Source organism: Streptomyces sp. NPDC043685, from assembly GCF_056436585.1.
The window spans coordinates 418,350-438,986 of sequence record NZ_JBWKCH010000006.1 but is presented as its reverse complement, the minus strand read 5'-3'; the positions used below and the strand labels follow the sequence as shown (position 1 = coordinate 438,986).

General features: G+C 74.5%; 19 protein-coding genes and 1 pseudogene. 14 read left to right on the top strand and 6 right to left on the bottom strand.

Annotated elements, in window-relative coordinates; genetic code table 11:
- Nucleotides 1–33: 33 nt before the first annotated feature.
- The 3 genes from AC0665_RS21865 to AC0665_RS21855 all read left to right on the top strand — a co-directional run bounded on the left by AC0665_RS21865 (nt 34) and on the right by AC0665_RS21855 (nt 2,746).
- Nucleotides 34–891, top strand: a complete 858-nt coding sequence (locus tag AC0665_RS21865; protein WP_478604051.1) for a PPK2 family polyphosphate kinase — start codon at nt 34–36, stop codon at nt 889–891.
- A 129-nt stretch (nt 892–1,020) separates the two neighbouring features.
- Nucleotides 1,021–2,538, top strand: a complete 1,518-nt coding sequence (locus AC0665_RS21860) for an FAD-dependent oxidoreductase (protein ID WP_478705615.1) — start codon at nt 1,021–1,023, stop codon at nt 2,536–2,538.
- A gap of 28 nt (nt 2,539–2,566) precedes the next feature.
- On the top strand, nt 2,567–2,746 hold the full coding sequence (locus AC0665_RS21855; protein ID WP_062929707.1) for a hypothetical protein: 180 nt from the start codon (nt 2,567–2,569) through the stop codon (nt 2,744–2,746).
- Here AC0665_RS21855 and AC0665_RS21850 read toward each other — a convergent pair.
- Both AC0665_RS21850 and AC0665_RS21845 read right to left on the bottom strand, forming a co-directional pair.
- Nucleotides 2,738–3,409, bottom strand: a complete 672-nt coding sequence (locus tag AC0665_RS21850; RefSeq protein ID WP_468631686.1) for an ABC transporter — start codon at nt 3,407–3,409, stop codon at nt 2,738–2,740. The genes AC0665_RS21855 and AC0665_RS21850 overlap by 9 nt on opposite strands.
- Nucleotides 3,406–4,275 carry an ABC transporter ATP-binding protein gene (locus tag AC0665_RS21845; RefSeq protein WP_478604056.1) on the bottom strand — a complete coding sequence of 290 codons (870 nt, stop codon included), beginning with the start codon at nt 4,273–4,275 and terminating at the stop codon, nt 3,406–3,408. The genes AC0665_RS21850 and AC0665_RS21845 overlap by 4 nt, the downstream gene beginning before the upstream one ends.
- 42 nt (nt 4,276–4,317) lie before the next feature.
- Here AC0665_RS21845 and AC0665_RS21840 point away from each other — a divergent pair, with 42 nt between their 5' ends.
- The 6 genes and pseudogenes from AC0665_RS21840 to AC0665_RS21815 all read left to right on the top strand — a co-directional run bounded on the left by AC0665_RS21840 (nt 4,318) and on the right by AC0665_RS21815 (nt 10,918).
- Nucleotides 4,318–5,079 carry an aminoacyl-tRNA hydrolase gene (locus AC0665_RS21840; protein WP_478705614.1) on the top strand — a complete coding sequence of 254 codons (762 nt, stop codon included), beginning with the start codon at nt 4,318–4,320 and terminating at the stop codon, nt 5,077–5,079.
- Nucleotides 5,080–5,148: 69 nt separating this feature from the next.
- A pseudogene (locus tag AC0665_RS21835) lies at nt 5,149–5,609 on the top strand (DUF7144 family membrane protein).
- A 162-nt stretch (nt 5,610–5,771) separates the two neighbouring features.
- A complete protein-coding gene (locus AC0665_RS21830; RefSeq protein ID WP_478705613.1) occupies nt 5,772–7,235 on the top strand; it encodes an MbnB/TglH/ChrH family RiPP precursor modification enzyme in 1,464 nt (487 codons plus the stop codon).
- A gap of 345 nt (nt 7,236–7,580) precedes the next feature.
- A complete protein-coding gene (locus AC0665_RS21825) occupies nt 7,581–8,360 on the top strand; it encodes a DUF4142 domain-containing protein (protein ID WP_478604066.1) in 780 nt (259 codons plus the stop codon).
- A 44-nt stretch (nt 8,361–8,404) separates the two neighbouring features.
- Entirely contained in the window at nt 8,405–9,175 is a 771-nt protein-coding gene (locus tag AC0665_RS21820; RefSeq protein ID WP_468402940.1) for a TIGR04222 domain-containing membrane protein, read from the top strand.
- Between the two features lie 114 nt (nt 9,176–9,289).
- Nucleotides 9,290–10,918 (top strand): alpha/beta hydrolase, encoded by a 1,629-nt coding sequence (locus AC0665_RS21815; protein WP_478705612.1) that lies wholly within the window; start codon nt 9,290–9,292, stop codon nt 10,916–10,918.
- Here AC0665_RS21815 and hemQ read toward each other — a convergent pair.
- Together hemQ and hemG are read right to left on the bottom strand one after the other, a co-directional pair.
- Entirely contained in the window at nt 10,890–11,633 is a 744-nt protein-coding gene (gene hemQ / locus AC0665_RS21810) for a hydrogen peroxide-dependent heme synthase (protein WP_468402936.1), read from the bottom strand. The genes AC0665_RS21815 and hemQ overlap by 29 nt on opposite strands.
- A gap of 5 nt (nt 11,634–11,638) precedes the next feature.
- Nucleotides 11,639–13,084, bottom strand: coding sequence for a protoporphyrinogen oxidase (gene hemG, locus AC0665_RS21805; RefSeq protein WP_478705611.1), 1,446 nt, complete (start codon nt 13,082–13,084; stop codon nt 11,639–11,641).
- Nucleotides 13,085–13,242: 158 nt separating this feature from the next.
- Here hemG and AC0665_RS21800 point away from each other — a divergent pair, with 158 nt between their 5' ends.
- On the top strand, nt 13,243–14,223 hold the full coding sequence (locus AC0665_RS21800) for a DUF4349 domain-containing protein (RefSeq protein WP_478705610.1): 981 nt from the start codon (nt 13,243–13,245) through the stop codon (nt 14,221–14,223).
- A 27-nt stretch (nt 14,224–14,250) separates the two neighbouring features.
- Nucleotides 14,251–15,636 (top strand): FAD-dependent oxidoreductase, encoded by a 1,386-nt coding sequence (locus tag AC0665_RS21795; protein WP_478510406.1) that lies wholly within the window; start codon nt 14,251–14,253, stop codon nt 15,634–15,636.
- 122 nt (nt 15,637–15,758) lie between these two features.
- Here AC0665_RS21795 and AC0665_RS21790 read toward each other — a convergent pair whose 3' ends face one another.
- Nucleotides 15,759–16,088 carry a hypothetical protein gene (locus tag AC0665_RS21790; RefSeq protein ID WP_363118973.1) on the bottom strand — a complete coding sequence of 110 codons (330 nt, stop codon included), beginning with the start codon at nt 16,086–16,088 and terminating at the stop codon, nt 15,759–15,761.
- A 197-nt stretch (nt 16,089–16,285) separates the two neighbouring features.
- Nucleotides 16,286–17,353: a uroporphyrinogen decarboxylase gene (gene hemE, locus AC0665_RS21785; RefSeq protein WP_468402927.1), complete on the bottom strand. Its 1,068-nt coding sequence runs from the start codon at nt 17,351–17,353 to the stop codon at nt 16,286–16,288.
- 102 nt (nt 17,354–17,455) lie between these two features.
- Between hemE and AC0665_RS21780 the strand changes: the two genes are divergently transcribed.
- The 3 genes from AC0665_RS21780 to AC0665_RS21770 all read left to right on the top strand — a co-directional run bounded on the left by AC0665_RS21780 (nt 17,456) and on the right by AC0665_RS21770 (nt 20,632).
- Nucleotides 17,456–18,130: a DUF3000 domain-containing protein gene (locus AC0665_RS21780; protein ID WP_468631666.1), complete on the top strand. Its 675-nt coding sequence runs from the start codon at nt 17,456–17,458 to the stop codon at nt 18,128–18,130.
- A gap of 345 nt (nt 18,131–18,475) precedes the next feature.
- Nucleotides 18,476–19,138, top strand: coding sequence for a response regulator transcription factor (locus AC0665_RS21775; RefSeq protein ID WP_003993737.1), 663 nt, complete (start codon nt 18,476–18,478; stop codon nt 19,136–19,138).
- A 204-nt stretch (nt 19,139–19,342) separates the two neighbouring features.
- Entirely contained in the window at nt 19,343–20,632 is a 1,290-nt protein-coding gene (locus AC0665_RS21770) for a ribonuclease D (protein ID WP_366050469.1), read from the top strand.
- Nucleotides 20,633–20,637: the final 5 nt, after the last annotated feature.

The window sequence follows — 20,637 nt, the reverse complement described above, 5'->3', positions numbered from 1 at the left end:
GACCATCGAGGCACAGGACCGCAAGGGGGCCCGGTGAGACACAAGCACGACACCTCGCTGCGTGAGCGGCTGCGTCTGCCCGCCGGTGAACCGGTCGACCTGACCCGGTTCGACGCCGCCGCCACCCCCGCCGGCCCGGACGGCAAGGAGGCCGGCAAGGCCGCCACGGCCCGGATCGGCGAGCGTCTCGCCGTCCTCCAGGAACGGCTGTGGGCGGCCGGCACCGCGGGCGACCGGCGCCGCGTCCTGCTGGTGCTCCAGGGCATGGACACCAGCGGCAAGGGCGGCACGGTCAAGCACGTCATCGGCCTGCTCAACCCGTCCGGCTGCCGGATCACCGCGTTCAAGGCCCCCACCGCCGAGGAGCGCGCGCACCCCTTCCTGTGGCGGGTGGAGCAGGCGCTGCCCGTCCGCGGCGAACTGGGCATCTTCGACCGCTCGCACTACGAGGACGTGCTGATCGCCCGCGTCCGCGGGCTCGCCCCGGCCACCGAGATCGCGCGGCGCTACGAGCAGATCAACCGCTTCGAGCGGTCCCTCGCCGACGACGGCGTGACCCTGATCAAGTGCTTCCTGCACCTGTCCTTCGACGAGCAGCGCCGCCGGCTGCTCAAGCGCCTCGACAAGCCGGACAAGCGCTGGAAGTTCGCCGCGTCCGACATCGACGACCGCGCCCTGTGGCCGGCGTTCCAGGAGGCCTACGAGATCGCCCTGGAGCGCTGCGGCACCTCGTACGCTCCCTGGTACCTGGTCCCGGCCGACCGCAAGTGGTACCGCAACTGGGCGGTCAGCACCCTGCTCCTGGAGCACTTCCGGGAGCTCGATCCGCAGTTCCCGGAAGCGGACTTCGACGTGGAGGAGTGCCGCAAGCGGCTGCTCGAGCAGCCCTGATCCGCAGGGAGGAGCCGCCCTCTCCGGCTGCCGGGGTTCTCTGCGCCGCCCGGAGACCGGATGCGCCCGCCCCGGTGACGAAGGGCTCGCCCGACACTGAACCGGACGGTCGGGGGTACTCGCTGGCCCATGGGCGAAGAACAGCAGGTCAGCAGCTCGTACTGGCTCGACACCGCACCGGACGGCCGTCATCCGGCGCTGGCGGAGGACCTGGACGTCGACGTGGCGGTGATCGGGGCCGGGATCGCCGGGCTGTCCACGGCGTGGGAGCTGACCCGGGCCGGGCGGAGCGTGGCCGTGCTGGAGGCCGGCCGGGTCGCCGCCGGCGTCACCGGGCACACCACCGCCAAAGTCACCGCCCTGCACACACTCGTCTACGACAAGCTGCGGCGCACCCGCGGGCCGGAGGGCGCCCGGCTGTACGCGCGGTCGCAGTCCGAGGCGATCGAGCACGCGGCCCGGATCGCCCGGGACCTGGGCGTCGACTGCGAGTGGGAGACGAGGAGCGCCTACACCTACGCGCGTGACGCGAGCCGCGTGGAGCAACTGCGCGCGGAGGCCCGGGCCGCGGCCGAGGCCGGGCTGCCCGCCTCCTTCGTCACGGAGACCGGGCTGCCCTTCCCGGTGGCGGGCGCGGTCGAGGTCACCGGGCAGGCGCAGTTCCACCCGCGCAAGTACCTGCTGGCCCTCGCCGCCGACCTGGTCGAACACGGCGGGCGGATCTACGAGGACACCACCGTGCTCGGACTGGACGAGGGCGAACCTTGCCGGGTCTCGACGGCGGACGGGGCGACCGTCCGCGCCCGGGACGTCGTGGTCGCCACGCACTACCCGATCTTCGACCGGGCCCTGCTCTTCGCCCGTCTGTCCACGCGCCGCGAGCTGGTCGTCGCCGGGACGATCCCCGCGCACCAGGACCCGGACGGCATGTTCATCACGCCCGAGGAGGACACCCGCTCGGTGCGCACCGCGCCCTTCGACGGCGACCGGCGGCTGCTGATCGTCACCGGTGAGCACTTCACGCCCGGCACGAGTGATCCGCGGGCCCGTCTCGAACGCCTCACCGCCTGGGCCACCGGCCACTTCCCCGACCTGGAGGTCACCCACCGCTGGGCCACGCAGGACACCGAGCCCACGGACACCGTGCCGATGGTCGGCCCGCTGCACCAGGGCGCCCGGCACGCCTATGTGGCCACCGGCTTCGGCGGCTGGGGCATGACCGGCGGCATCATGGCGGGCCGGCTGCTGACCGCGCAGATCACCGGTGAGGAGTGCGAGTGGAGCGGGCTGTACGACCCGCGCCGGGTCAGGCCCGCGCTGCGTGAGGCGCCGACGTTCCTCAAGACGCAGGCCAAGGTCGCCGGGCACTTCGTGGGCGACCGGCTGCGGCCCTCACCGCCGGTGGAGTCGCTGCCGCCGGGCGAAGGCGCCGTGGTCCGCGCCGACGGCCACCGTGTCGCGGTGTACCGGGACGAGGAGGGCGGCCTGCACGCCGTCTCCGCCCGCTGCACGCACCTGGGCTGCCTGGTCGACTTCAACGCCGCCGAACGCGCCTGGGAGTGCCCCTGCCACGGCTCCCGCTTCGACACGGACGGCAAGGTCATCCAGGGCCCCGCCACCAAGCCCCTGGAACAGCGCGACCTCTGAGCGCCCGGCCCGGGCCTACGCTGGACGTATGAGCGAGGACGACTACTGCCTGATCGACGCGACCAGGCCGCCCCGGGCGGACGGCCCGCCGTACGCGGAGTGCGTACTGTGCCGTGAGCCGACGGAGTACCCCGAGTCGTACAAGGGCATCACGCTCTGCCCCGCCTGCGAGTGGCAGGAGGCGCAGCGCACCGCCTGTTCAGGGTGACCTGCGGGCGGCCAGCGCACCGGCCAGGGCCAGTGCCGCGGCCGTCACCAGGGCCGCGGCGCCCAGGGGCAGCAGCGGCAGCGGTACGGTGCCCTGCCGCGAGCCGGTCACGAGTCCTTGCACGGCCGCCTGGGCCGGCGAGCCGGTGGCCACCAGGGACAGCAGCGCCGCGAGCAGCAGGGCGAGGACGGCCCGGCCCGGCGACCGCAGCAGGGGCCGGCTGGTGAGCGCGCCGACGGCCGTGCCGAGCAGCGCGCAGGCCAGGGCGGCGAGCAGCCCGGCCCCGCAGGCGGCGGCGAGCGGAACCCGGGTGCGGTGGTCGGAGGCGACCGGGTCACTGAGCAGCGTCACGGCGAGGGTCGCGAGCGTGCCGAGCGCCGACGCCCCGGCCAGGGCCACCAGCAGACAGGCCACATGAGCCCGCGCGGGTCCCGCGGCCGCGGCCACACAGCCGCGCGCGGCGTCGGGTTCGCCCGTGACGCAGATCCGCGCCAGCCACGCGGCGACCGGCAGCAGGACGGCGGCGGTGTACCCGAGCGAGTCGAGCACCGGCTGCCCGGCCTGGATGCTGATCGCCAGGAAGGCCGCGTACAGCAGGAACGGCGGCAGCCAGCGCTGCGACCTCAGCAGCAGGGCGGCGTGGTAGCGCATCAGGGCGGTCACGGCTGCCTCTTCGGGGCCGTCGCCCGCGGTGTCACGCTCACCACGTGCCAGGGCGGGCGGGCCGTCAGCAGGGTGCGGAGCAGGACATCGGATCGCGGGGCGGGGACGCAGAGGCGGCAGCGGCCCGGTCCGGTCTCCTCCACCGAGGTCACCGCCCGGCGCACGTCCTCGGGCAGCCGTCCGTCCGGTGGGCCCTGGGCCTCGACGACGACGTGCGGGCCGGACACGGCCGGGACCGGCGCCGGCTCCTGCCGGACGAGCCTTCCGCCGGACACGGCGTACGTCGCGTCGGGCAGGCCCGCCAGGCGGCGCGGGTCGTGGTCGACGAAGACCACGGAGCCCCCGGCCGCCGTGCGTTCGGCGACCGCGCGCTCCAGCTCGGCGCGGGCCGCGGTGTCCAGACCGGTCCACGCCTCGTCGAGCACCAGCAGCTCCGGCTCCCCCAACAGGGCCTGGGCGACCGCGACCTTCTGGCTGCTGCCCTTCGACAGCCGCGCCATCGGCGTCTGCGCGTACGCGGCGGCGCCGAGGCGCTCCAGCCAGTCCCCGGCGGCCCGGGCGGCCGCCGCCCGGGGCAGGCCGTGCACGGTGCCGAGGTGGGTGAGGTAACCGGCGGCGGTGAAGGGCAGGGCCGGCGGGAACCGCTCGGGGACGTACGCCGTGCGCGGCCGGCCGGTGACGCGGCCCTCGCTGGGGGCGTCGATGCCGGCCAGCAGCCGCAGCAGCGTGGACTTGCCGCTGCCGTTGGCGCCCTCGATGCGGACGAGCCGGCCCGGAGCCACCGCCAGGTCGACACCGCGCAGCACCCAGGGTCCCCGCAGTCCGTAGCGGCGGCCCGCGTCGCGCAGGCACAGGTCGGGTCGCATGCGGCCATCCTGCACGATCTTCCGGCTGGCACACTGGGTTTCGTGAGCGAAGACCCGACGCCCGTGAGCGACAGTCCCTTCCGGTCCGAGCCCTCGGCGCGTGACGAGGCGCCGCAGTTCGTGCTGCCGCTCGTCGTGCGGATCGAGCGGGCGGAGCCCCCGGCGCGTACGGACGCGCTGGAGACGGCCGCGCGGGCCGTGCTGACGATCCTGGCCGACGAGCGGTCGGCCGGGCAGGGCGAGTGGGCCGGTGCGATGCGGGACTGGCAGGACGCCCGGATCCGCAAGGTGGTGCGGCGGGCGCGCGGCGCCGAGTGGCGGCGGGCCGAGGCGCTGGACGGCATCACGGTCACCGGCAAGTCGGCCGAGGTGCGGGTGTTCCCGCCGGTGCCGCTGGACGGCTGGCCCAAGGTCCTGGCCAGGCTCCAGGTCTCCGGCACCGACCTGGACGACCCGGAGCCGCCGGTGGAGGCGGACCCGGCCGCTCCCGTGCTGTGGCTGAACCCGGACCTCGGCATGTCGGCCGGCAAGGCGATGGCGCAGGCGGGCCACGCCGCCCAACTGGCCTGGTGGGAGCTGCCCGGCGAGGAGCGGACCGCCTGGCGGGACGCGGGTTTCCCGCTCGCCGTCCGTACGGCCGCCGCGGCGGACTGGCCCGGACTGGTCGGCAGCGGGCTGCCGTTGGTCCGCGACGCGGGGTTCACGGAGATCGCGCCCGGCTCGTGCACGGTGGTCGCTGACCACCCGGCGCTGCGCCGGGAGCCGTACGGGAGCGGCGGCCCGGCCGCCACCCGTTCGGCGTAGCCGCGGGCGCGGCGGTCCCGGACGGGTGCTCCAGTGGGGTTACCAGTCGACCCGCCTCAGGAGGCAGCCATGTCCAGCGCCGCGCCCCCTCCCCCCGCCCCGCCCGCCTCCGACGACCGGACACCCGGCGGCACCGGCCCGGGCGGCTCCGGTGACCCGTGGGCGGCCGGGGGTCTCGCCCTCGGCGGCATCCTGATGGTCGTCTACGGCCTGTTCGCGGTGCTCCAGGGCATCGCGGCGATCGCCGGGGACGAGGTGTACACGAGCTTCGGCCAGTACTCCTTCGAGTTCGACCTGACCGCGTGGGGCTGGATCCACGTGATCGTCGGCGTCCTCGTGGTGGCCGCCGGGCTCGGCCTGTTCGCGGGAGCCGCCTGGGCGCGGGTCGTGAGCGCGGTCGTGGTCGCCTGGCCCTGATCGCGAACTTCCTCTGGCTGCCCTACCAGCCGTTCTGGTCGATCATCATGATCGTGACCGGTCTGTTCGTCCTCTGGTCGGTGTTCAACTACCGCTCCTCGCGCCCGCTGTAGGGGCGCGGCGGCCTCGGGCCCGGATGGGCCGGGCACCGGCCGGCCCCGGCCCGCCGAAACCTCAAATGTTGCTCTGAAGGCGGGTGGACGCGGTTCGGCGCCCGGCGGCGGGGCCATACCTCCCTCACGTTCGAGGAACGGTCCGGGGTGGAGGAGGGGACGATGGAGCGACTGGGGACGGGCATCGGATGGCGGCCTGAGATCGCGGACGCCGTGGAGCGGATGCCGGGGATCGACTGGGTCGAGGCCGTGGCCGAGAACCTCTGCCCCGGGCACCTGCCCGACTCGCTGCGGCGGCTGCGCGAGCGGGGCGTGACCGTGGTCCCGCACGGCGTCTCGCTCGGCCTCGGCGGCGCGGACCGGCCCGACCCGGGCCGGCTGACCGCACTGGCCGAGCGTGCCGAGGCGCTGGGTTCCCCGCTGGTCACCGAGCACATCGCGTTCGTCCGGGCGGGCGGGCCGCTGACGGCGTCCCCGCACCTGGAGGCGGGCCATCTGCTGCCCGTCCCGCGGACCCGGGACGCCCTGGACGTCCTGTGCGAGAACGTGCGCATCGCACAGGACTCGCTTCCGGTGCCGCTGGCCGTCGAGAACATCGCCGCGCTGATCTGCTGGCCGGGCGAGGAGATGACCGAGGGCCAGTTCCTCTACGACCTCGCCGACCGCACAGGCGTCCGCCTTCTGATCGACGTGGCCAACCTGCACACCAACCACGTCAACCGCGGTGAGGACCCGGCCAAGGCCCTGGCGGAGCTGCCCCTGGAGGCGATCGCCTACGTCCATGTCGCCGGCGGGTTCGAACGCGACGGCGTCTGGCACGACAGTCACGCCCACCCGGTGCCGCGGCCGGTCCTGGACATCCTCACGGACCTCGCCTCGCGCGTCTGCCCTCCGGGTGTCCTGCTGGAACGCGACGAGAACTTCCCGCAACCGGCGGAACTGGCCGGCGAACTGACCTCGATCCGGCGGGCGCTGGAGGCGGGGGCCGTGGAGCGGGTGAAGACGCAGTTCCGCTCGACGGTCCTCGCGGCCGCGGGTCGAGCCGTTCCCGGGCGGGAGGACGAGGCCGGGTGCGTCGGTGGTGTTCCCGCGGACGACGGCGCCGGGCGGCGGGACGAGGCCCGGGGCGGCGCGGGACCGGCGGGCCATGAGACCGGGGCGGCCGAGGCGACACGGGGCGCCTTCGGCCCGCCCCACCCACAGGAGGCCGGCGCCGCCCGGCAGCGGCTCGGGCTGGCGCAGGCGGCGCTGCTGTCGGCGCTGGTCGCGGGGACGCCCGTGCCCGAGGGGTTCGACCGTGTGCGGGTCGGCGTCCAGGCGCGGGCGCTCGCGGCGAAGCGGGCGGACGTCGTGGCGAAGGTCGCCCCCGAGCTGCCGGTGATCCTCGGGGACGGGTACCGCACGGCGTTCCTGTGCTACGCCCAGACCCAGCCGATGACCGCCGGGTACCGGCGTGACGCCCTCACCTTCGCCGAGCACCTGCTGTCCACCGGACGCCCCGGGGACGCCCGGGCGCGGCGGGAGCTGCGGGAGTGGTGGCTGGAGCGGTCGGGCCCGAAGCCTCCCTCACGGCGGCCCGCCCACCGGCTGGCCCGCGCCACGCGCAGGGTGCTGGCGCGGCGTTGACGGGTGAGGGGCCCGGCCCCTCATCCCTGTCGCTCCGGTCCGGGAGGGGGTCCACCGGACGGCGGACCGGTGGGCGGGCGGCGGCCACGGCGCACACCGCCGCGGCGGCATCCGGGCGGCCCGGAGAACCCGGGTGGGCCGGCAGGGCCTGTCCGGCGATCCGCCGTGGAACGTCGCGCGTCCCTTCGCCACGGCGAGTCCCCCGCACGCCTTGCCCCGTCGCCGGCGCGTGCCCTCGATGCAACCATTTGTCCGCGTACGGCAGTTGGTGTGGACCCCGCAGTAACATGTCACCTCCGCACCCGAAACGCACTGGCGTGCGGTGCCGTACCAGGAGACACCACCATGCGACCGCGACACCCCGTCGAGGGCCGAGGCATCGTCAGCGGCACCGGGCTCATCGTCGTATGTCTGACGGCGACGCTCGCCGCGCTGGTCTTCTCCCTCTGGTCGTCCACCGACCGGCCGGAGCCGGGGCCGGACGTGCTGAGCGCCCGGACCCTTCAGACGAGTTACGGCCCGTTGTCCGCGCTCGACCAGGACTTCCTCGTCAAGGTGCGGCTGGCCGGGCTGTGGGAGCAGCCCGCGGGCCGGCAGGCGCGGACGAAGGGGACCACCCCGGCCGTCCGGACGGCGGGCCGGCATCTCGTCGAGGGGCACCGCTTCCTGGACGAGCGGGTCCGCGGCGTCGCCGCCCGGCTGAACCTCGTCCTGCCGGATGAACCGAGCGACCAGCAGAAGCAGTGGCTGACCACTCTGGACGCGGCGCGGGGCACGGAGTACGACCGCGAGTTCGCCAACCTCCTGCGGCTGGCACACGGCAGGGTCTTCCCGGTCGTCGCCCAGGTCCGCGCGAGCACCCGCAACACGCTGGTGCGCCAACTCGCCGACGACGCCAACACGACGGTCCTGGACCACATCAAGGTCCTGGAGGCCACGGGATACGTCGACTACGACGCCGTCGCCCGGGACATGGCGGCCGGGAGCGGCACGAGCGCCCCGGCCTCGCCCGCGCCCCCCGCCTCACCCCCGCCGCCGAGCTACCCGCTCCCGCCGCCTGCCTACAGTCCGCCACCGGGCAGAAGCGGAACGTCACATACCGACAACACTCCGTCCGGATCGTGAACGAGGCATGGTGTTCTCGCGACCGTGTCACATACAAACAACATATGCTTTGGGCTCTTTTCCTGCTGGCGGCCTGGGCCGTGGCCGGCACCGCGTGCACCCGCCTGTGCCTGGCCGCCGTGCGCGCCGCGGCCGTCGAGGCGGACACCGGCCGGGGTCGTGAACTCACGCTGTACGAGGCCGCGTTCCTCTCCGGCGGCCCCCGGCGGGTCGCCGACGTGACGCTGGTCGCCATGGCCCGCCAGCGCCGGCTGCTGCTGGCCCACACCGGCTGGGCGACGGTCGTCGACCCGCGCGGGCGGGACGAGATGGAGCGGTCGGTGATAGGCGCCATAGGCCCTCAGGGGCAGTCCCGGATCGCGCCGGTGCGGGCCACGGCCGCGACGGCGGAGGCGGTGCGCGGGATCGCCGAGGGGCTGGTGCGCGCGGGGCTCGCGGTGCCGGACAGCGCCCGTACGACGGTGGCCACGGCCGTCCGGCAGGTGCGCGGCGCGGCCCTCGTCGTCCTCGGGCTGGGCGTGGCCGCACTGCTGGCGCCCACTCCGCCCGACATGCCCCGGCACCTGGTCGCCCTGTGGTTCGCGCTGCCGCTCGCCCTGACCCTGAGCTGCCTGGCCGTCGCACGGGTCGAGATCCACCCGTACTCGCACTGGGCCTCCCCGGCCGGCCGGCGGCTGCTCGGCGCGCTGACCCGCACCGCGGACAGCGCCGCCGACGACCGCACGTATCTGACCTCGGTGGCCGTGCGCGGTGTCCGCGCGATCGGCGAACCGGATCTGCGCGCCGCGTTCGGCCACCGCGAGGCGCACGACTGACCGGCCGGGGGCGCACGGGGGCATCGGCCCCGACACCGGCGGACGGTGCTTGCCTTCCCCCCGAGCCGCACGAAACATCCCCTTCGTCGCCACCGCGCACCGAAGGGACACACGATGAGAGCCGCCCTGCTCTGCTCGGCCGCCGGGTCCTTGCTGCTGAGCACCCTCACCGCGGCACCGGCCGCCGAGGACCCGACGGGGGCGGCCGAGCGGCGCGGCACCGCCGTGGCCGCCGCCCGCGCCAAGGCGGCCGGTGTCGAGTTCGGCCCGTGCCCCGACGCGCGGGACCTGCCCGGCGGCATGCGGTGCGGCACGGTGAGCGTCCCGCTGGACTACGCCCACCCCGACGGCCGGCACATCGAACTCGCCGTCAGCCGGGCCCGGGCCACGGGAAAGACCCCGGACGGCAGCGGGCACCGGGTCCTGCGGCAAGGCGCCCTCGTGTACAACCCGGGCGGACCGGGCGCCACCGGGCTGTACTTCCCGCTCATCGGCCTGCTCCCCGAGTGGAAGAGGATCGCGGCCGCCTACGACCTCGTCGGCTACGCCCCGCGCGGCGTCGGCCGTTCGGCCCCGCTGTCGTGCAAGGACCCCGAGCAGTCCCTCCCCGGGCCCTCGCAGGCGCCGACGCACCCCTCGGAGTCGTACAAGAGGGAACGCGTCGCCAGGGCGAAGGCGTACGCGCGCGGCTGCGCCGAGCGCAACGGCGACGCGCTGCGGCACTACCACTCGCTGAACAACGCCCGCGACCTCGACGTGCTGCGCGCCGCCCTCGGCGAGGAACGGCTGACCTTCATGGGCTCCTCGTACGGCACCTACTTCGGGGCCCTGTACGCGACGCTGTTCCCGTCGCACGTGCGGCGGATGGTGTTCGACTCGGTGGTCCACCCCGCCCCCGAGCGGATCTGGTACCGCAACAACCTCGCCCAGTCGGCGGCCTTCGAGCGCCGCTGGGCGGACTTCCGGGCCTGGATCGCCCGGCACGACGACGTGTACGGGCTGGGCCGGACCGCGCGGGACGTGCTGCGCAGCTACCAGCGGGTGAGCGCGAGGCTGGCCGCCGAACCGGCGGGCGGAAAGGTGGGACCGGGGCAGTTGCAAGGGGCGTTGCTCCAGGCCGGGTACTACGACGACCTGTGGCCGCACCGCGCGCACGCGCTGTCGGCGTACCTCCGGGGCGACGAGGGGCCGCTGGTCGAGCAGGCCGAGCAGCACCCCGAGGCGGCGGCCGAGGCGGAGAACTCCCGCGCGGTCTACGTGGCCGTCGAGTGCAACGACGCCCCCTGGCCGACGGACTTCGCGGTGTGGGACCGGGACAACACCCGGCTGGCGCGGGTGGCACCCTTCGAGACCTGGCACAACGTGTGGGCGAACCTGCCGTGCGCCTTCTGGCCGGCGCCGCGTCAGCGGCCGCCGGAGGTGGGCGCCGGGCCGGGCGAGCTGCCGCCGACGCTGATCCTGGCCGCCGAGCGCGACGCGGCCACGCCCTACGAGGGCGCCCTCGAACTCCACGACCGCCTCACGGGTTCGGTCCTGGTGACGGAGCGGGACGCCGGCGCCCACGGTCTGGCCGGCGGGCCGAACGCCTGCGTCAACGGGCACATGGAGGCGTATCTGCTGCGGGGCCGGCTGCCGGGGCGGCACGCCGAGTGCGCCCCGCACGCCGAGCCGAAGCCGACGGCCCCGGACCGGGGCCGTACGGCGGCTGGGCGGATCAGGCCAGAGAGGCGACCAGCTCGGTGATGTCCTTGCGGCGGCCGGTGAAGAACGGCACCTCCTCGCGCACGTGCCGGCGGGCCTCCGAGGCGCGCAGGTGACGCATGAGGTCGACGATGCGGTACAGCTCGTCGGCCTCGAAGGCGAGGATCCACTCGTAGTCGCCGAGGGAGAACGAGGCGACGGTGTTGGCGCGCACGTCCGGGTAGCCGCGGGCCATCTTGCCGTGGTCGGCGAGCATGCGGCGGCGGTCCTCGTCGGGCAGCAGGTACCAGTCGTAGGAGCGCACGAAGGGGTAGACGCTCACGTAGTCGCGGGGCGTCTCGTCGGCGAGGAACGCCGGGATGTGCGCGCGGTTGAACTCGGCGGGGCGGTGCAGCGCCATGTTCGACCAGACGGGCTCCAGGGCGCGGCCCAGCTTGGTGCGGCGGAAGAGGTTGTACGCCTCCTGGAGCGCGTCGCTGGTCTCCGCGTGCCACCAGATCATGAGGTCGGCGTCGGCGCGCAGGCCCGAGACGTCGTAGGTGCCGCGGATCGTCACGTCCTTCGCGGCGAGCTGGTCGAACAGCTCCCGGACCTCGTCGGCGTACCCGGAGCGGTCCTCGGGGAGGACGTCCTTGAGCTTGAAGACGGACCAGAGCGTGTAGCGGATGACCTCGTTGAGGTCCTTGGCCAGCTTGCCCTTGTTCGGGATGCGGTCGGGCGCGGTGCCGGAGGGGGTGGTGGAGGCGTCGTCACTCATGCTCCTCATTCTCCCGCTCCGCCGTGCAGGCTCTGCACCGGGTGGGCGGTGAGCTCCTGCACACCGCCGAGGTCACCGTGGATCTGGTCGACGGCGGCGTAGGCGCTCGCGATGCAGGCCGGGATGCCGACCCCGTCGTAGGGGGCTCCGCAGACGGCGAGGCCGGGGAGCCGGGCGACGTGCTCGCGGATGCGGGCCACGCGCGCGTGGTGGCCCACGGGGTACTGCGGCAGGCCGTCGTCCCAGCGGGTGACGCGGGTGGCGACGGGCGTGGCGTCCAGGCCGGTGGCCGCCTTCAGGTCGTCCCGGGAGACCTCGACCAGCTCTCTGTCGTCGCGCCGGAGGATCTCCGTCTCGCCGTACCGCCCGACGGAGGTGCGCAGCACGACCAGGTCCGGGTTCTCCTCGGCGATCCAGCCCCATTTGCGCGAGGCGAACGTGGACGCCTTGATGGTGCGCCCGTCGACCGGCGGCACGAGGAAGCCGCTGCCGTCGGGCAGGGCCGTCTCGCTGCGGCGGTAGGCGAGGGTGACCAGGGCCATGGAGGCGTACTCGACGGCGTCGAGCTCGGCGGCGGCCCCGGGCGTCTCGGCGCGCAGCAGCCGGGCGGCGACGGGGGCGGGCGCGGCGACGATCACCGCGTCCGCACGCCACGCGCGCTCGCCGGAGGCGACCTGCCAGCCGCCCTCGGGGGTGCGGCGCAGCTCCGTCACCGGCGTTCGCGTGAAGATCTCGCCCCCGCGCGCACGGACCGAGTCGGCCACCGCGAGGGGCAGGGTGCCGATGCCGCCCTGGATGCCCATGAAGACCGGGCCGGTCTGCCCGGCGGCGGCCGCCTTCGCCTGGAGCTCCCGGACGCCTTCCGTCAGGGAGGTGTGGGTGCGGGCCACCTGGAAGAGCTGCGGGACGGCCGAGCGCATGGAGATGCGGTAGGCGTCGCCCGCGTACACCCCGCCCAGCATGGGCTCCAGCAGACGGTCGACGACCTCGCGGCCGAGGCGCCGCGCCACGTACTCCCCGACCGCCACGTCGTCGCCGACCTCGGTGCGGGGCAGTTCGGCGTCCCGCTCGATCCGGGCGAGGCCCTCCTCGGACACCACACCGGCCAGGGCGGACGCGGTACCGGGCACGCCCATCACATGCCCCTTGGGGAAGGGCCGCAGGGCGCCGCGGGTCCACAGCGAGGCCGTCGCGGTGGCCGGGGGCTGGAGGCGGTCGGCGAGGCCCACCTCGCGCGCGAGCGCCACCGCCTCGGGGCGGCGGGCGAGCATCGACTCGGCGCCGAGGTCCACGCGCGCACCCGCGACCTCCCCGGGCAGCAGCTTGCCGCCGACCCGGCCGGAGGCCTCCAGCACGGTCACCCGCGCCCCGCGCTCCAGCAGCCGGTGTGCGGCGGCCAGCCCCGCGATGCCGGCCCCGATGACGACGACCTGCCTGTGAACTTCGCGCATGCCCCCAGCCTCTCAGACCCCGCCGGCGGTGCCGCCGCGGCCCGGTGTCCGTCGCGAGTCCCGACCGTGACCGCATCGGAACCGGCCCGGGCCAAACGACGGGGCCGGTCCGTGCGTCGAAGAAGCGTCAGCACCATCGACCCCCGGGGGATGCCCGCATGCGCACACGACGATCCGTACGACACCCCGCCTCGGCCCTGACCGCGCTCCTGCTGGCGGCCGCCCTCGCTCTCACGGGGTGCAGCGCCGGGGACGACTCGGCGGGCGGCGGCAGCGCCGCCGACCGCGGGGCGGAGGGCAAGGCCGCTACCGGCGAGGCCGCCCCCGGTGGCACCGCGAGCGGCGCCAGGGCCACGGCGCCGCCCAAGCTCGCCGCGAGCCACATCATCCGCACGGCGTCCCTGACCGTGCAGGTCAAGGACGTCCCGAGGGCCCTGGACCAGGCCCGCACCGGCACCGAGAACGCGGGCGGCTACGTCGGCGACGAGACCACCACCCGGGACGCCGAGGGCCATGAGCGCACCCGGATCGTGCTGCGGGTGCCCGTCGACAAGTACGACGAGGTCCTCGCCGGGCTGGAGGGCACCGGTAAGCTCATCGACCGCAACGCCAAGGCCGAGGACGTCACCGACCAGGTCGTGGACGTGGAGAGCCGGATCAGGTCGCAGCGCGCGAGCGTGGCACGGATCCGCGAGCTGATGGACCAGGCCACGAAGCTCGGCGACGTGGTGACCCTGGAGGGCGAGCTGAGCACCCGCCAGGCCGACCTGGAGTCGCTGCTGGCCCGGCAGAAGTCCCTGAAGGACCGCACCAGCCTGGCCACCATCACCCTGTCGCTGTCCGAGACGCCGGTGAAGAAGACCAGGACCGGGGACGACGACCCGGGGTTCGTGGACGCGCTCGCGGGCGGCTGGAGCGCCTTCGTGACGATGCTGCGCTGGCTCGCCGTCGCCTTCGGCGCGGTGCTGCCGTTCGCGGCGGTGGCCGCCCTGATCGTGCTGCTGTGGCTGCGCGTCGTACGCCCCCGGCTGCCGCGCCGGCCCGCGCCCGCACCCACGGCGACCGCGCTGGGCCCGCTGCCGACGGCCCGCCCGGCACCGGAGGCGACGCGGCCGCGGGCGCCGGGCGAGCAGGACTGAAATGCCGTGCTCCCGTAGCGTGTTCGCATGAACATGAGCCGTACACGGGAGCGACTGGTCGTCATCGGCGGCGACGCCGCGGGCATGTCCGCGGCGTCGCAGGCACGCCGTCTGAAGGGCCCCGGCGAGCTGGAGATCGTGGCGTTCGAACGGGGCCACTTCACGTCGTACTCCGCGTGCGGCATCCCCTACTGGGTCGGCGGTGACGTCACCGGCCCGGACCAGCTCATCGCCCGCACCCCCGAGGAGCACCGCGCCCGGGACATCGACCTGCGGCTGCGCACCGAGGTCACGGAACTCGACCTCGACGGACGGCGGGTACGCGCGCGTGACCTCGACTCCGGCGAGGAGTCCTGGACGTCGTACGACAAGCTCGTGATCGCCACCGGTGCCCGGCCGGTCCGGCCCGACATGCCGGGGGCCGACGCCCCGGGGGTGCACGGTGTGCAGACCCTGGACGACGGCCGGGCGCTCCTCGACACGCTGGAGGGCACGCGGGGCCGCCGCGCGGTGGTCGTCGGGGCCGGCTACATCGGCGTGGAGATGGCCGAGGCGCTCATCAAGCGCGGCTACGAGGTGACGGTCGTCAACCGCGGCAGCGAGCCCATGTCGACCCTCGACCCCGACATGGGCCGCCTGGTGCACGAGGCCATGGAGGGCCTGGGCATCACGATGGTGAACGACGCCGACGTCACGAAGATCCTCACCGGCGACGGGCGGGTGCGGGCGGTGGTCACACAGGACCGCGAGTTCCCTGCGGACGTGGTCGTGCTCGGCATCGGCGTCAGCCCCGAGACCACCCTCGCGCAAGCCGCCGGCCTCCCCCTCGGCCCGCACGGCGGCCTCCTCACCGACCGCTCGATGCGGGTGCGCGGCCACGAGGACATCTGGGCCGGCGGCGACTGCGTCGAGGTCCTCGACCTCGTCTCCGGCCAGGACCGGCACATCCCGCTGGGCACCCACGCCAACAAGCACGGCCAGGTCATCGGCACCAACGTCGGCGGCGGCTACGCGACCTTCCCGGGTGTGGTCGGCACGGCGGTCAGCAAGGTCTGCGACCTGGAGATCGCCCGCACGGGGCTGCGCGAGAAGGACGCCCACCGGGTGGGGCTGCGCTTCGAGTCGGTCACCGTCGAGTCGACCAGCCGCGCGGGCTACTACCCGAACGCCTCCCCCATGACGGTCAAGATGCTCGCCGAGCACCGCACGGGCCGCCTCCTGGGCGTCCAGATCGTCGGCCGGGAGGGGGCGGGCAAGCGCGTCGACATCGCCGCGGTCGCCCTCACGGCAGGCATGACGGTGGAACAGATGACCGGCCTGGACCTCGGCTACGCCCCACCGTTCTCCCCGGTCTGGGACCCGATCCTGGTGGCGGCCCGCAAGGCGGCGGCGAAGGTGCGCGATTCCATGTGACAGGCGGCGGGTCTGCCCTCAGGGGCGCGGGGCCGCGTCCATGTGCGGCTCCGCCGCGTGGGCGCGACCGGCCGCGACGGGCCCGCGCCCGGCAACACCCCCGCACCCCCGCGGCGAATCCCTTACGCCGTCCCCGCCGTGCCGTTGATCCGGTCGATCGCCTGCCGGGCCTGCTCCGCGGGCGGCCGCGACGGCAGGGAGGACACCGACGCGGAGGCGGTCACCGCGGGCGGCTGCTCCCCGGCGGGTTTCGCGTGGGCGGCCACCCGGGTCGAGCGCAATCGGTGGCTCACCGCCTCCTCCAGCGTCACGGGCCGCCGCAGCTGGGTGGCCAGCCGCCCCGCGTCCTGGCCGAGGCGGGCCACGTCCTCCCAGGGCAGCCGCACCACCAGCGTCAGCTCCGCCTCACCGTCGGGCAGCGCGTGCATCGCGGGGGTAACTCGGTCGTTCATCGCCTGTTCCTCACGTCGGCCCCGCGACCCGCCTTCCCCGCGCCGCGGGCGGTTGCCGACTCATACGCACGCCCGGGCACCCGCGTTCACGACGAGCGAGGTAGATTCGGCGGACTGCCATGCACAAGGCCGTCGCCGCCCGGGTCACTCAGCGCGAGGTCTCCGCTCTGACGCGGCGGGCCGGGGCCCGTGCTCGGTCAGCGCGCCGTCCGCGTGTGCACGTGGTCCACGAGCCGGGTCAGCGCGTCCGGGTCCGTGGACGGCATGACGCCGTGGCCGAGGTTGAAGATGTGGCCCTCCAGGTCCTTCGCCGCGTCCAGGACCTCGCGGGTCTTGGCCTCGACGGCCTGGGTCGGGGCGAACAGCACGGTCGGGTCGAGGTTGCCCTGGAGCGCCTTGCCGGGGCCGACGCGGCGGGCGGCCTCGTCCATCGGGACGCGCCAGTCGACGCCGACGACGTCCGCGCCGGCCTCTCCCATCAGGCCCAGCAGCTCGCCGGTGCCGACACCGAAGTGGATGCGCGGGACGCCGTAACCGGCCACGGCCTCGAAGACCTTGGCGGACGCGGGCAGCACCGAGCGGCGGTAGTCGACGGGGGCCAGCGCACCGGCCCAGGAGTCGAACAGCTGGACCGCCGAGGCGCCCGCCTCGATCTGCACCTTCAGGAAGGCGGCCGTGATGTCCGCGAGGCGGTCGAGCAGGTCGGCCCACAGCTCGGGGTCGCCGTACATCATCGCCTTGGCGTTCTCGTACGTGCGCGACGGGCCGCCCTCGACGAGGTAGCTGGCGAGGGTGAAGGGGGCTCCGGCGAAGCCGATGAGGGGCGTGGCGCCGAGCTCGCGGGTGAGCAGGCCGATGGCCTCGGTGACGTAGGAGACGTCCTCCGGGGTGAGGTCGCGCAGCTGGGCGAGGTCCTCGCGGGTGCGGATCGGGCGCTCGACGACCGGGCCGACGCCGGGCTTGATGTCGAGGTCGACGCCGATGGCCTTGAGCGGGACGACGATGTCGCTGAAGTAGATCGCCGCGTCCACGCCGTGCCGGCGCACCGGCTGGAGGGTGATCTCGGTGACCAGCTCGGGCCGCATGCAGGACTCGAGCATCCCGATGCCCTCGCGCACCTTGCGGTACTCCGGCAGTGAGCGCCCGGCCTGTCGCATGAACCACACCGGCGTGTGCGGCACGGGCTCGCGCCGGCAGGCCTTGAGGAAGGCGGATTCGTACGGGGCGGACGGCTGCTGGGCCCGAGGGGCGTCGTTGGCACTCACGGGGCCAAGTTTCGCACGCTGCCGGACGGCGCGATTCAGCCCCTGGGCAGGCGCGGGGTGTCTAGCCCGGCACCCGGGCCCCGGTCCCCGTAATCTTCCCGCATGGCTGCGGCTCAGGGACGACTGTCGGACGGCGCTGGCGGAATGGACGAAGCGAAGGACACCGAGAACGACCGGCGGGAGGCGGAGTCCGCCCCGCTGCCCTTCCGGGCCGCCGTCGACGCGCTGAGGGCGGCGCGGCTGCGGCCCCAGATCGAGGTCGAGCCGACGCCCCCGCCGAAGCGGCTCGCCCCCCACGCCTACGCGCTGGAGGCCGCGGTCGTCGACGGCGACCAGGACCTGGCCGACGGGCGTCTGGTGCTGCTGCACGACCCGGCCGGGCACGACGCCTGGAGGGGCACGTTCCGGCTCGTGACGCTGGTGCGCGCGGAGCTGGAGCCGGAGATGGCGGCCGACCCTCTGCTGCCGGAGGTGTGCTGGTCCTGGCTGACCGGCGCGCTGCAGAGCCGGGGGCTGACGTACGGGGAGCCGAGCGGCACCGTCACGCGGGCGAGCTCCCACTACTTCGGCGGGCTGTCCGCACGGCCGGCCGCCTCGCAGATCGAGATCCGTGCGTCGTGGACGCCGCGCGAGGGCCTGGGCGGTGTGCCGGACACGGCAGCCCATCTGGCGTCCTGGTGCGATCTGCTCGCCCAGATCGCCGGGCTGCCCCCGGCCGGGCCCGGGGACGCGTCGATCGTGACGCTGCCCCAGCGGCGAGGGCCGCAGTCCCGCTGAACCGGCCCCTGATCCACCTCTGATCGACCCCCGACCGCCCCGCACTGATCGACCTTGTGCGGGGCGGTCAACCATGTCCGGTCGACGATCACACCTGAGTACCCCTCTTGGCCGAATCACTTTGTCGATACGGCCACTTTCGACCGCGTACCGACGCAGACCGAAACCGTTCGACCTTCGAATGATCGACCGCGTGTCCGAATTGCACGGATTGTTATCACCGAATCGTGATCATTCTCTAAAGGCGGACGGGTTCGGTGCCGAAGACGACTGTGACCTTGAAAGCACGGTTCGTCCCGGCTTCACCCCCACGAGCCGGCCCCGTCCCGCACCCCAGGAGGCCTGGTGTCCGTTCTCCTCGAGCAGCCCGCAAGCCTGGTCGCCTACCGCCCGAACAAGCCGACCGCCATGGTGGTCGTGGCCGACCCGCGCGTCCGCTCCACCGTCACCCGCCATCTGTGGGCGCTCGGTGTGCGCGACGTCATCGAGGCCTCGTCCATCGCGGAGGCTCGTCCCCGCATCGGCAACCCCCGCGACATCTGTGTCGCCGACGTCCACCTGCCGGATGGCTCCGGCCTCACCCTGCTGTCGGAGACCCGCGCCGCGGGCTGGCCCAACGGGCTCGCCCTCTCCGCCGCCGACGACATCGGCGCCGTGCGCAACGCACTCGCCGGCGGGGTGAAGGGGTACGTCGTCACCGGCACCCGTACCAACGTCGGGCTCCCCACCCGCCCGGGCGCCGCCCCCATCGGCGCCGCCGCCGCCCGTCTGCACCGCCGCCCCCCGGGTGCCCCGAGCCACCCGGGCGGCTACCGCGAACTGTCCGGCCGTGAGGTCGAGGTGCTGCGGCTGGTCGCGGAAGGCCAGTCGAACAAGGCGATCGGCGTCTCGATGGGACTGTCCGCCCTGACCGTCAAGAGCCACCTCGCCCGTATCGCCCGCAAGCTCGGCACGGGCGACCGCGCCGGCATGGTCGCGGTGGCGCTGCGGACCGGGATCATCCACTGACCCGCTCCCCCGTGACCCGTCGTGATCATTCATTCACATGAACGGAACCGGCCTCCAGTACGACGGCGGCGACCGGTCCCGCTCATGTCACTCCCGGTTCGCGAGCCCGCCTCTTCCCCGACATGACTGGTTTGCGACCCTGGGGCGCCCGTCGACGGAACGTTCCGTCGGCGGGCGCTGTCCATACATGGATACCCTTGACAGGTGACCGACGCCCACGACACCGCAGCAGACAGCCCACTGCGAACCACCGGAGGCGCCCCTCCGGACGACGGCGGATCTTCTGCTACGGAGGCGCCGATCCCTCTGCTGGAGCCGCGTGAGGGCATTCCGCCCGTCATCGCGGACGAGACCGCCCTCGCCCGGGTGATCGCCGCCTTCGAGGCGGGGACCGGGCCCGTGGCCGTCGACGCCGAGCGCGCGTCCGGCTACCGCTACGGGCAGCGCGCCTACCTCGTGCAGCTGCGCCGTGAGGGCGCCGGTACGGCCCTGATCGACCCCGTGGCCTGCCCCGACCTGTCCGCCCTCGGCGACGCGCTGTCCGGCGTCGAGTGGGTGCTGCACGCCGCCACCCAGGACCTGCCCTGCCTGCGCGAGATAGGCATGGTGCCGACGCGGCTGTTCGACACCGAGCTGGCCGGGCGGCTCGCCGGGTTCCCCCGGGTCGGTCTCGGCGCGATGGTCGAGAGCGTGCTGGGCTTCGTCCTGGAGAAGGGCCACTCCGCCGTCGACTGGTCGACCCGGCCCCTGCCCGAGCCCTGGCTGCGCTACGCGGCGCTGGACGTCGAGCTGCTCGTCGACCTGCGCGACGCGCTGGAGAAGGAGCTGGACCGGCAGGGCAAGCTGGACTGGGCCCGCCAGGAGTTCGACGCGATCGCCTCGGCTCCGCCGCCCGAGCCCCGCAAGGACCCCTGGCGGCGTACGTCCGGTATGCACAAGGTGCGCCGGCGCCGGCAGCTGGCCGTCGTGCGGGAGCTGTGGCAGACCCGGGACCGGATCGCGCAGCGGAGGGACGTGTCGCCGGGCAAGGTGCTCGGGGACGCGGCCATCGTGGAGGCGGCGCTGGCGCTTCCGGCCAATGTGCACGCACTGGCCGCGCTGAACGGTTTCGGCCACCGCGTGGGCAAGCGTCAGCTGGAGCAGTGGCAGGCGGCGGTCGACCGGGCGAAGGCGCTGAGCGAGGCGCAGCTGCCGCAGCCCGGGCAGGCGGTGACCGGGCCCCCGCCGCCGCGGGCCTGGGCCGACAAGGACCCGGCGGCCGCGGCGCGGTTGTCGGCGGCCCGGGCCGGGGTGTCGGCGCTGGCCGAGCAGCTGAACATGCCGCAGGAGAACCTGATCACCCCGGACACGGTACGGCGGGTGTGCTGGGAGCCGCCGGCGGTGGTGGACGCCGAGACGGTGGCCGCCGCCCTGGCCGGGCACGGTGCGCGGCCCTGGCAGGTGGAGCAGGTGACGCCCGTGCTGGTGGAGGCGCTGTCGCCGAAGGAGGCCTGAGCGAG

Excerpts from the sequence above, each read along its gene's own strand:
- AC0665_RS21860 (WP_478705615.1), top strand. The coding sequence starts at position 1,021 with ATGGGCGAAGAACAGCAGGTCAGCAGCTCGTACTGGCTCGACACCGCA.
- AC0665_RS21855 (WP_062929707.1), top strand. The coding sequence starts at position 2,567 with ATGAGCGAGGACGACTACTGCCTGATCGACGCGACCAGGCCGCCCCGG.
- AC0665_RS21845 (WP_478604056.1), bottom strand. The coding sequence starts at position 4,275 with ATGCGACCCGACCTGTGCCTGCGCGACGCGGGCCGCCGCTACGGACTG.
- AC0665_RS21830 (WP_478705613.1), top strand. The coding sequence starts at position 5,772 with ATGGAGCGACTGGGGACGGGCATCGGATGGCGGCCTGAGATCGCGGAC.
- AC0665_RS21825 (WP_478604066.1), top strand. The coding sequence starts at position 7,581 with ATGCGACCGCGACACCCCGTCGAGGGCCGAGGCATCGTCAGCGGCACC.
- AC0665_RS21820 (WP_468402940.1), top strand. The coding sequence starts at position 8,405 with ATGCTTTGGGCTCTTTTCCTGCTGGCGGCCTGGGCCGTGGCCGGCACC.
- AC0665_RS21815 (WP_478705612.1), top strand. The coding sequence starts at position 9,290 with ATGAGAGCCGCCCTGCTCTGCTCGGCCGCCGGGTCCTTGCTGCTGAGC.
- hemQ (WP_468402936.1), bottom strand. The coding sequence starts at position 11,633 with ATGAGTGACGACGCCTCCACCACCCCCTCCGGCACCGCGCCCGACCGC.
- hemG (WP_478705611.1), bottom strand. The coding sequence starts at position 13,084 with ATGCGCGAAGTTCACAGGCAGGTCGTCGTCATCGGGGCCGGCATCGCG.
- AC0665_RS21800 (WP_478705610.1), top strand. The coding sequence starts at position 13,243 with ATGCGCACACGACGATCCGTACGACACCCCGCCTCGGCCCTGACCGCG.
- AC0665_RS21795 (WP_478510406.1), top strand. The coding sequence starts at position 14,251 with ATGAACATGAGCCGTACACGGGAGCGACTGGTCGTCATCGGCGGCGAC.
- AC0665_RS21790 (WP_363118973.1), bottom strand. The coding sequence starts at position 16,088 with ATGAACGACCGAGTTACCCCCGCGATGCACGCGCTGCCCGACGGTGAG.
- AC0665_RS21780 (WP_468631666.1), top strand. The coding sequence starts at position 17,456 with ATGGCTGCGGCTCAGGGACGACTGTCGGACGGCGCTGGCGGAATGGAC.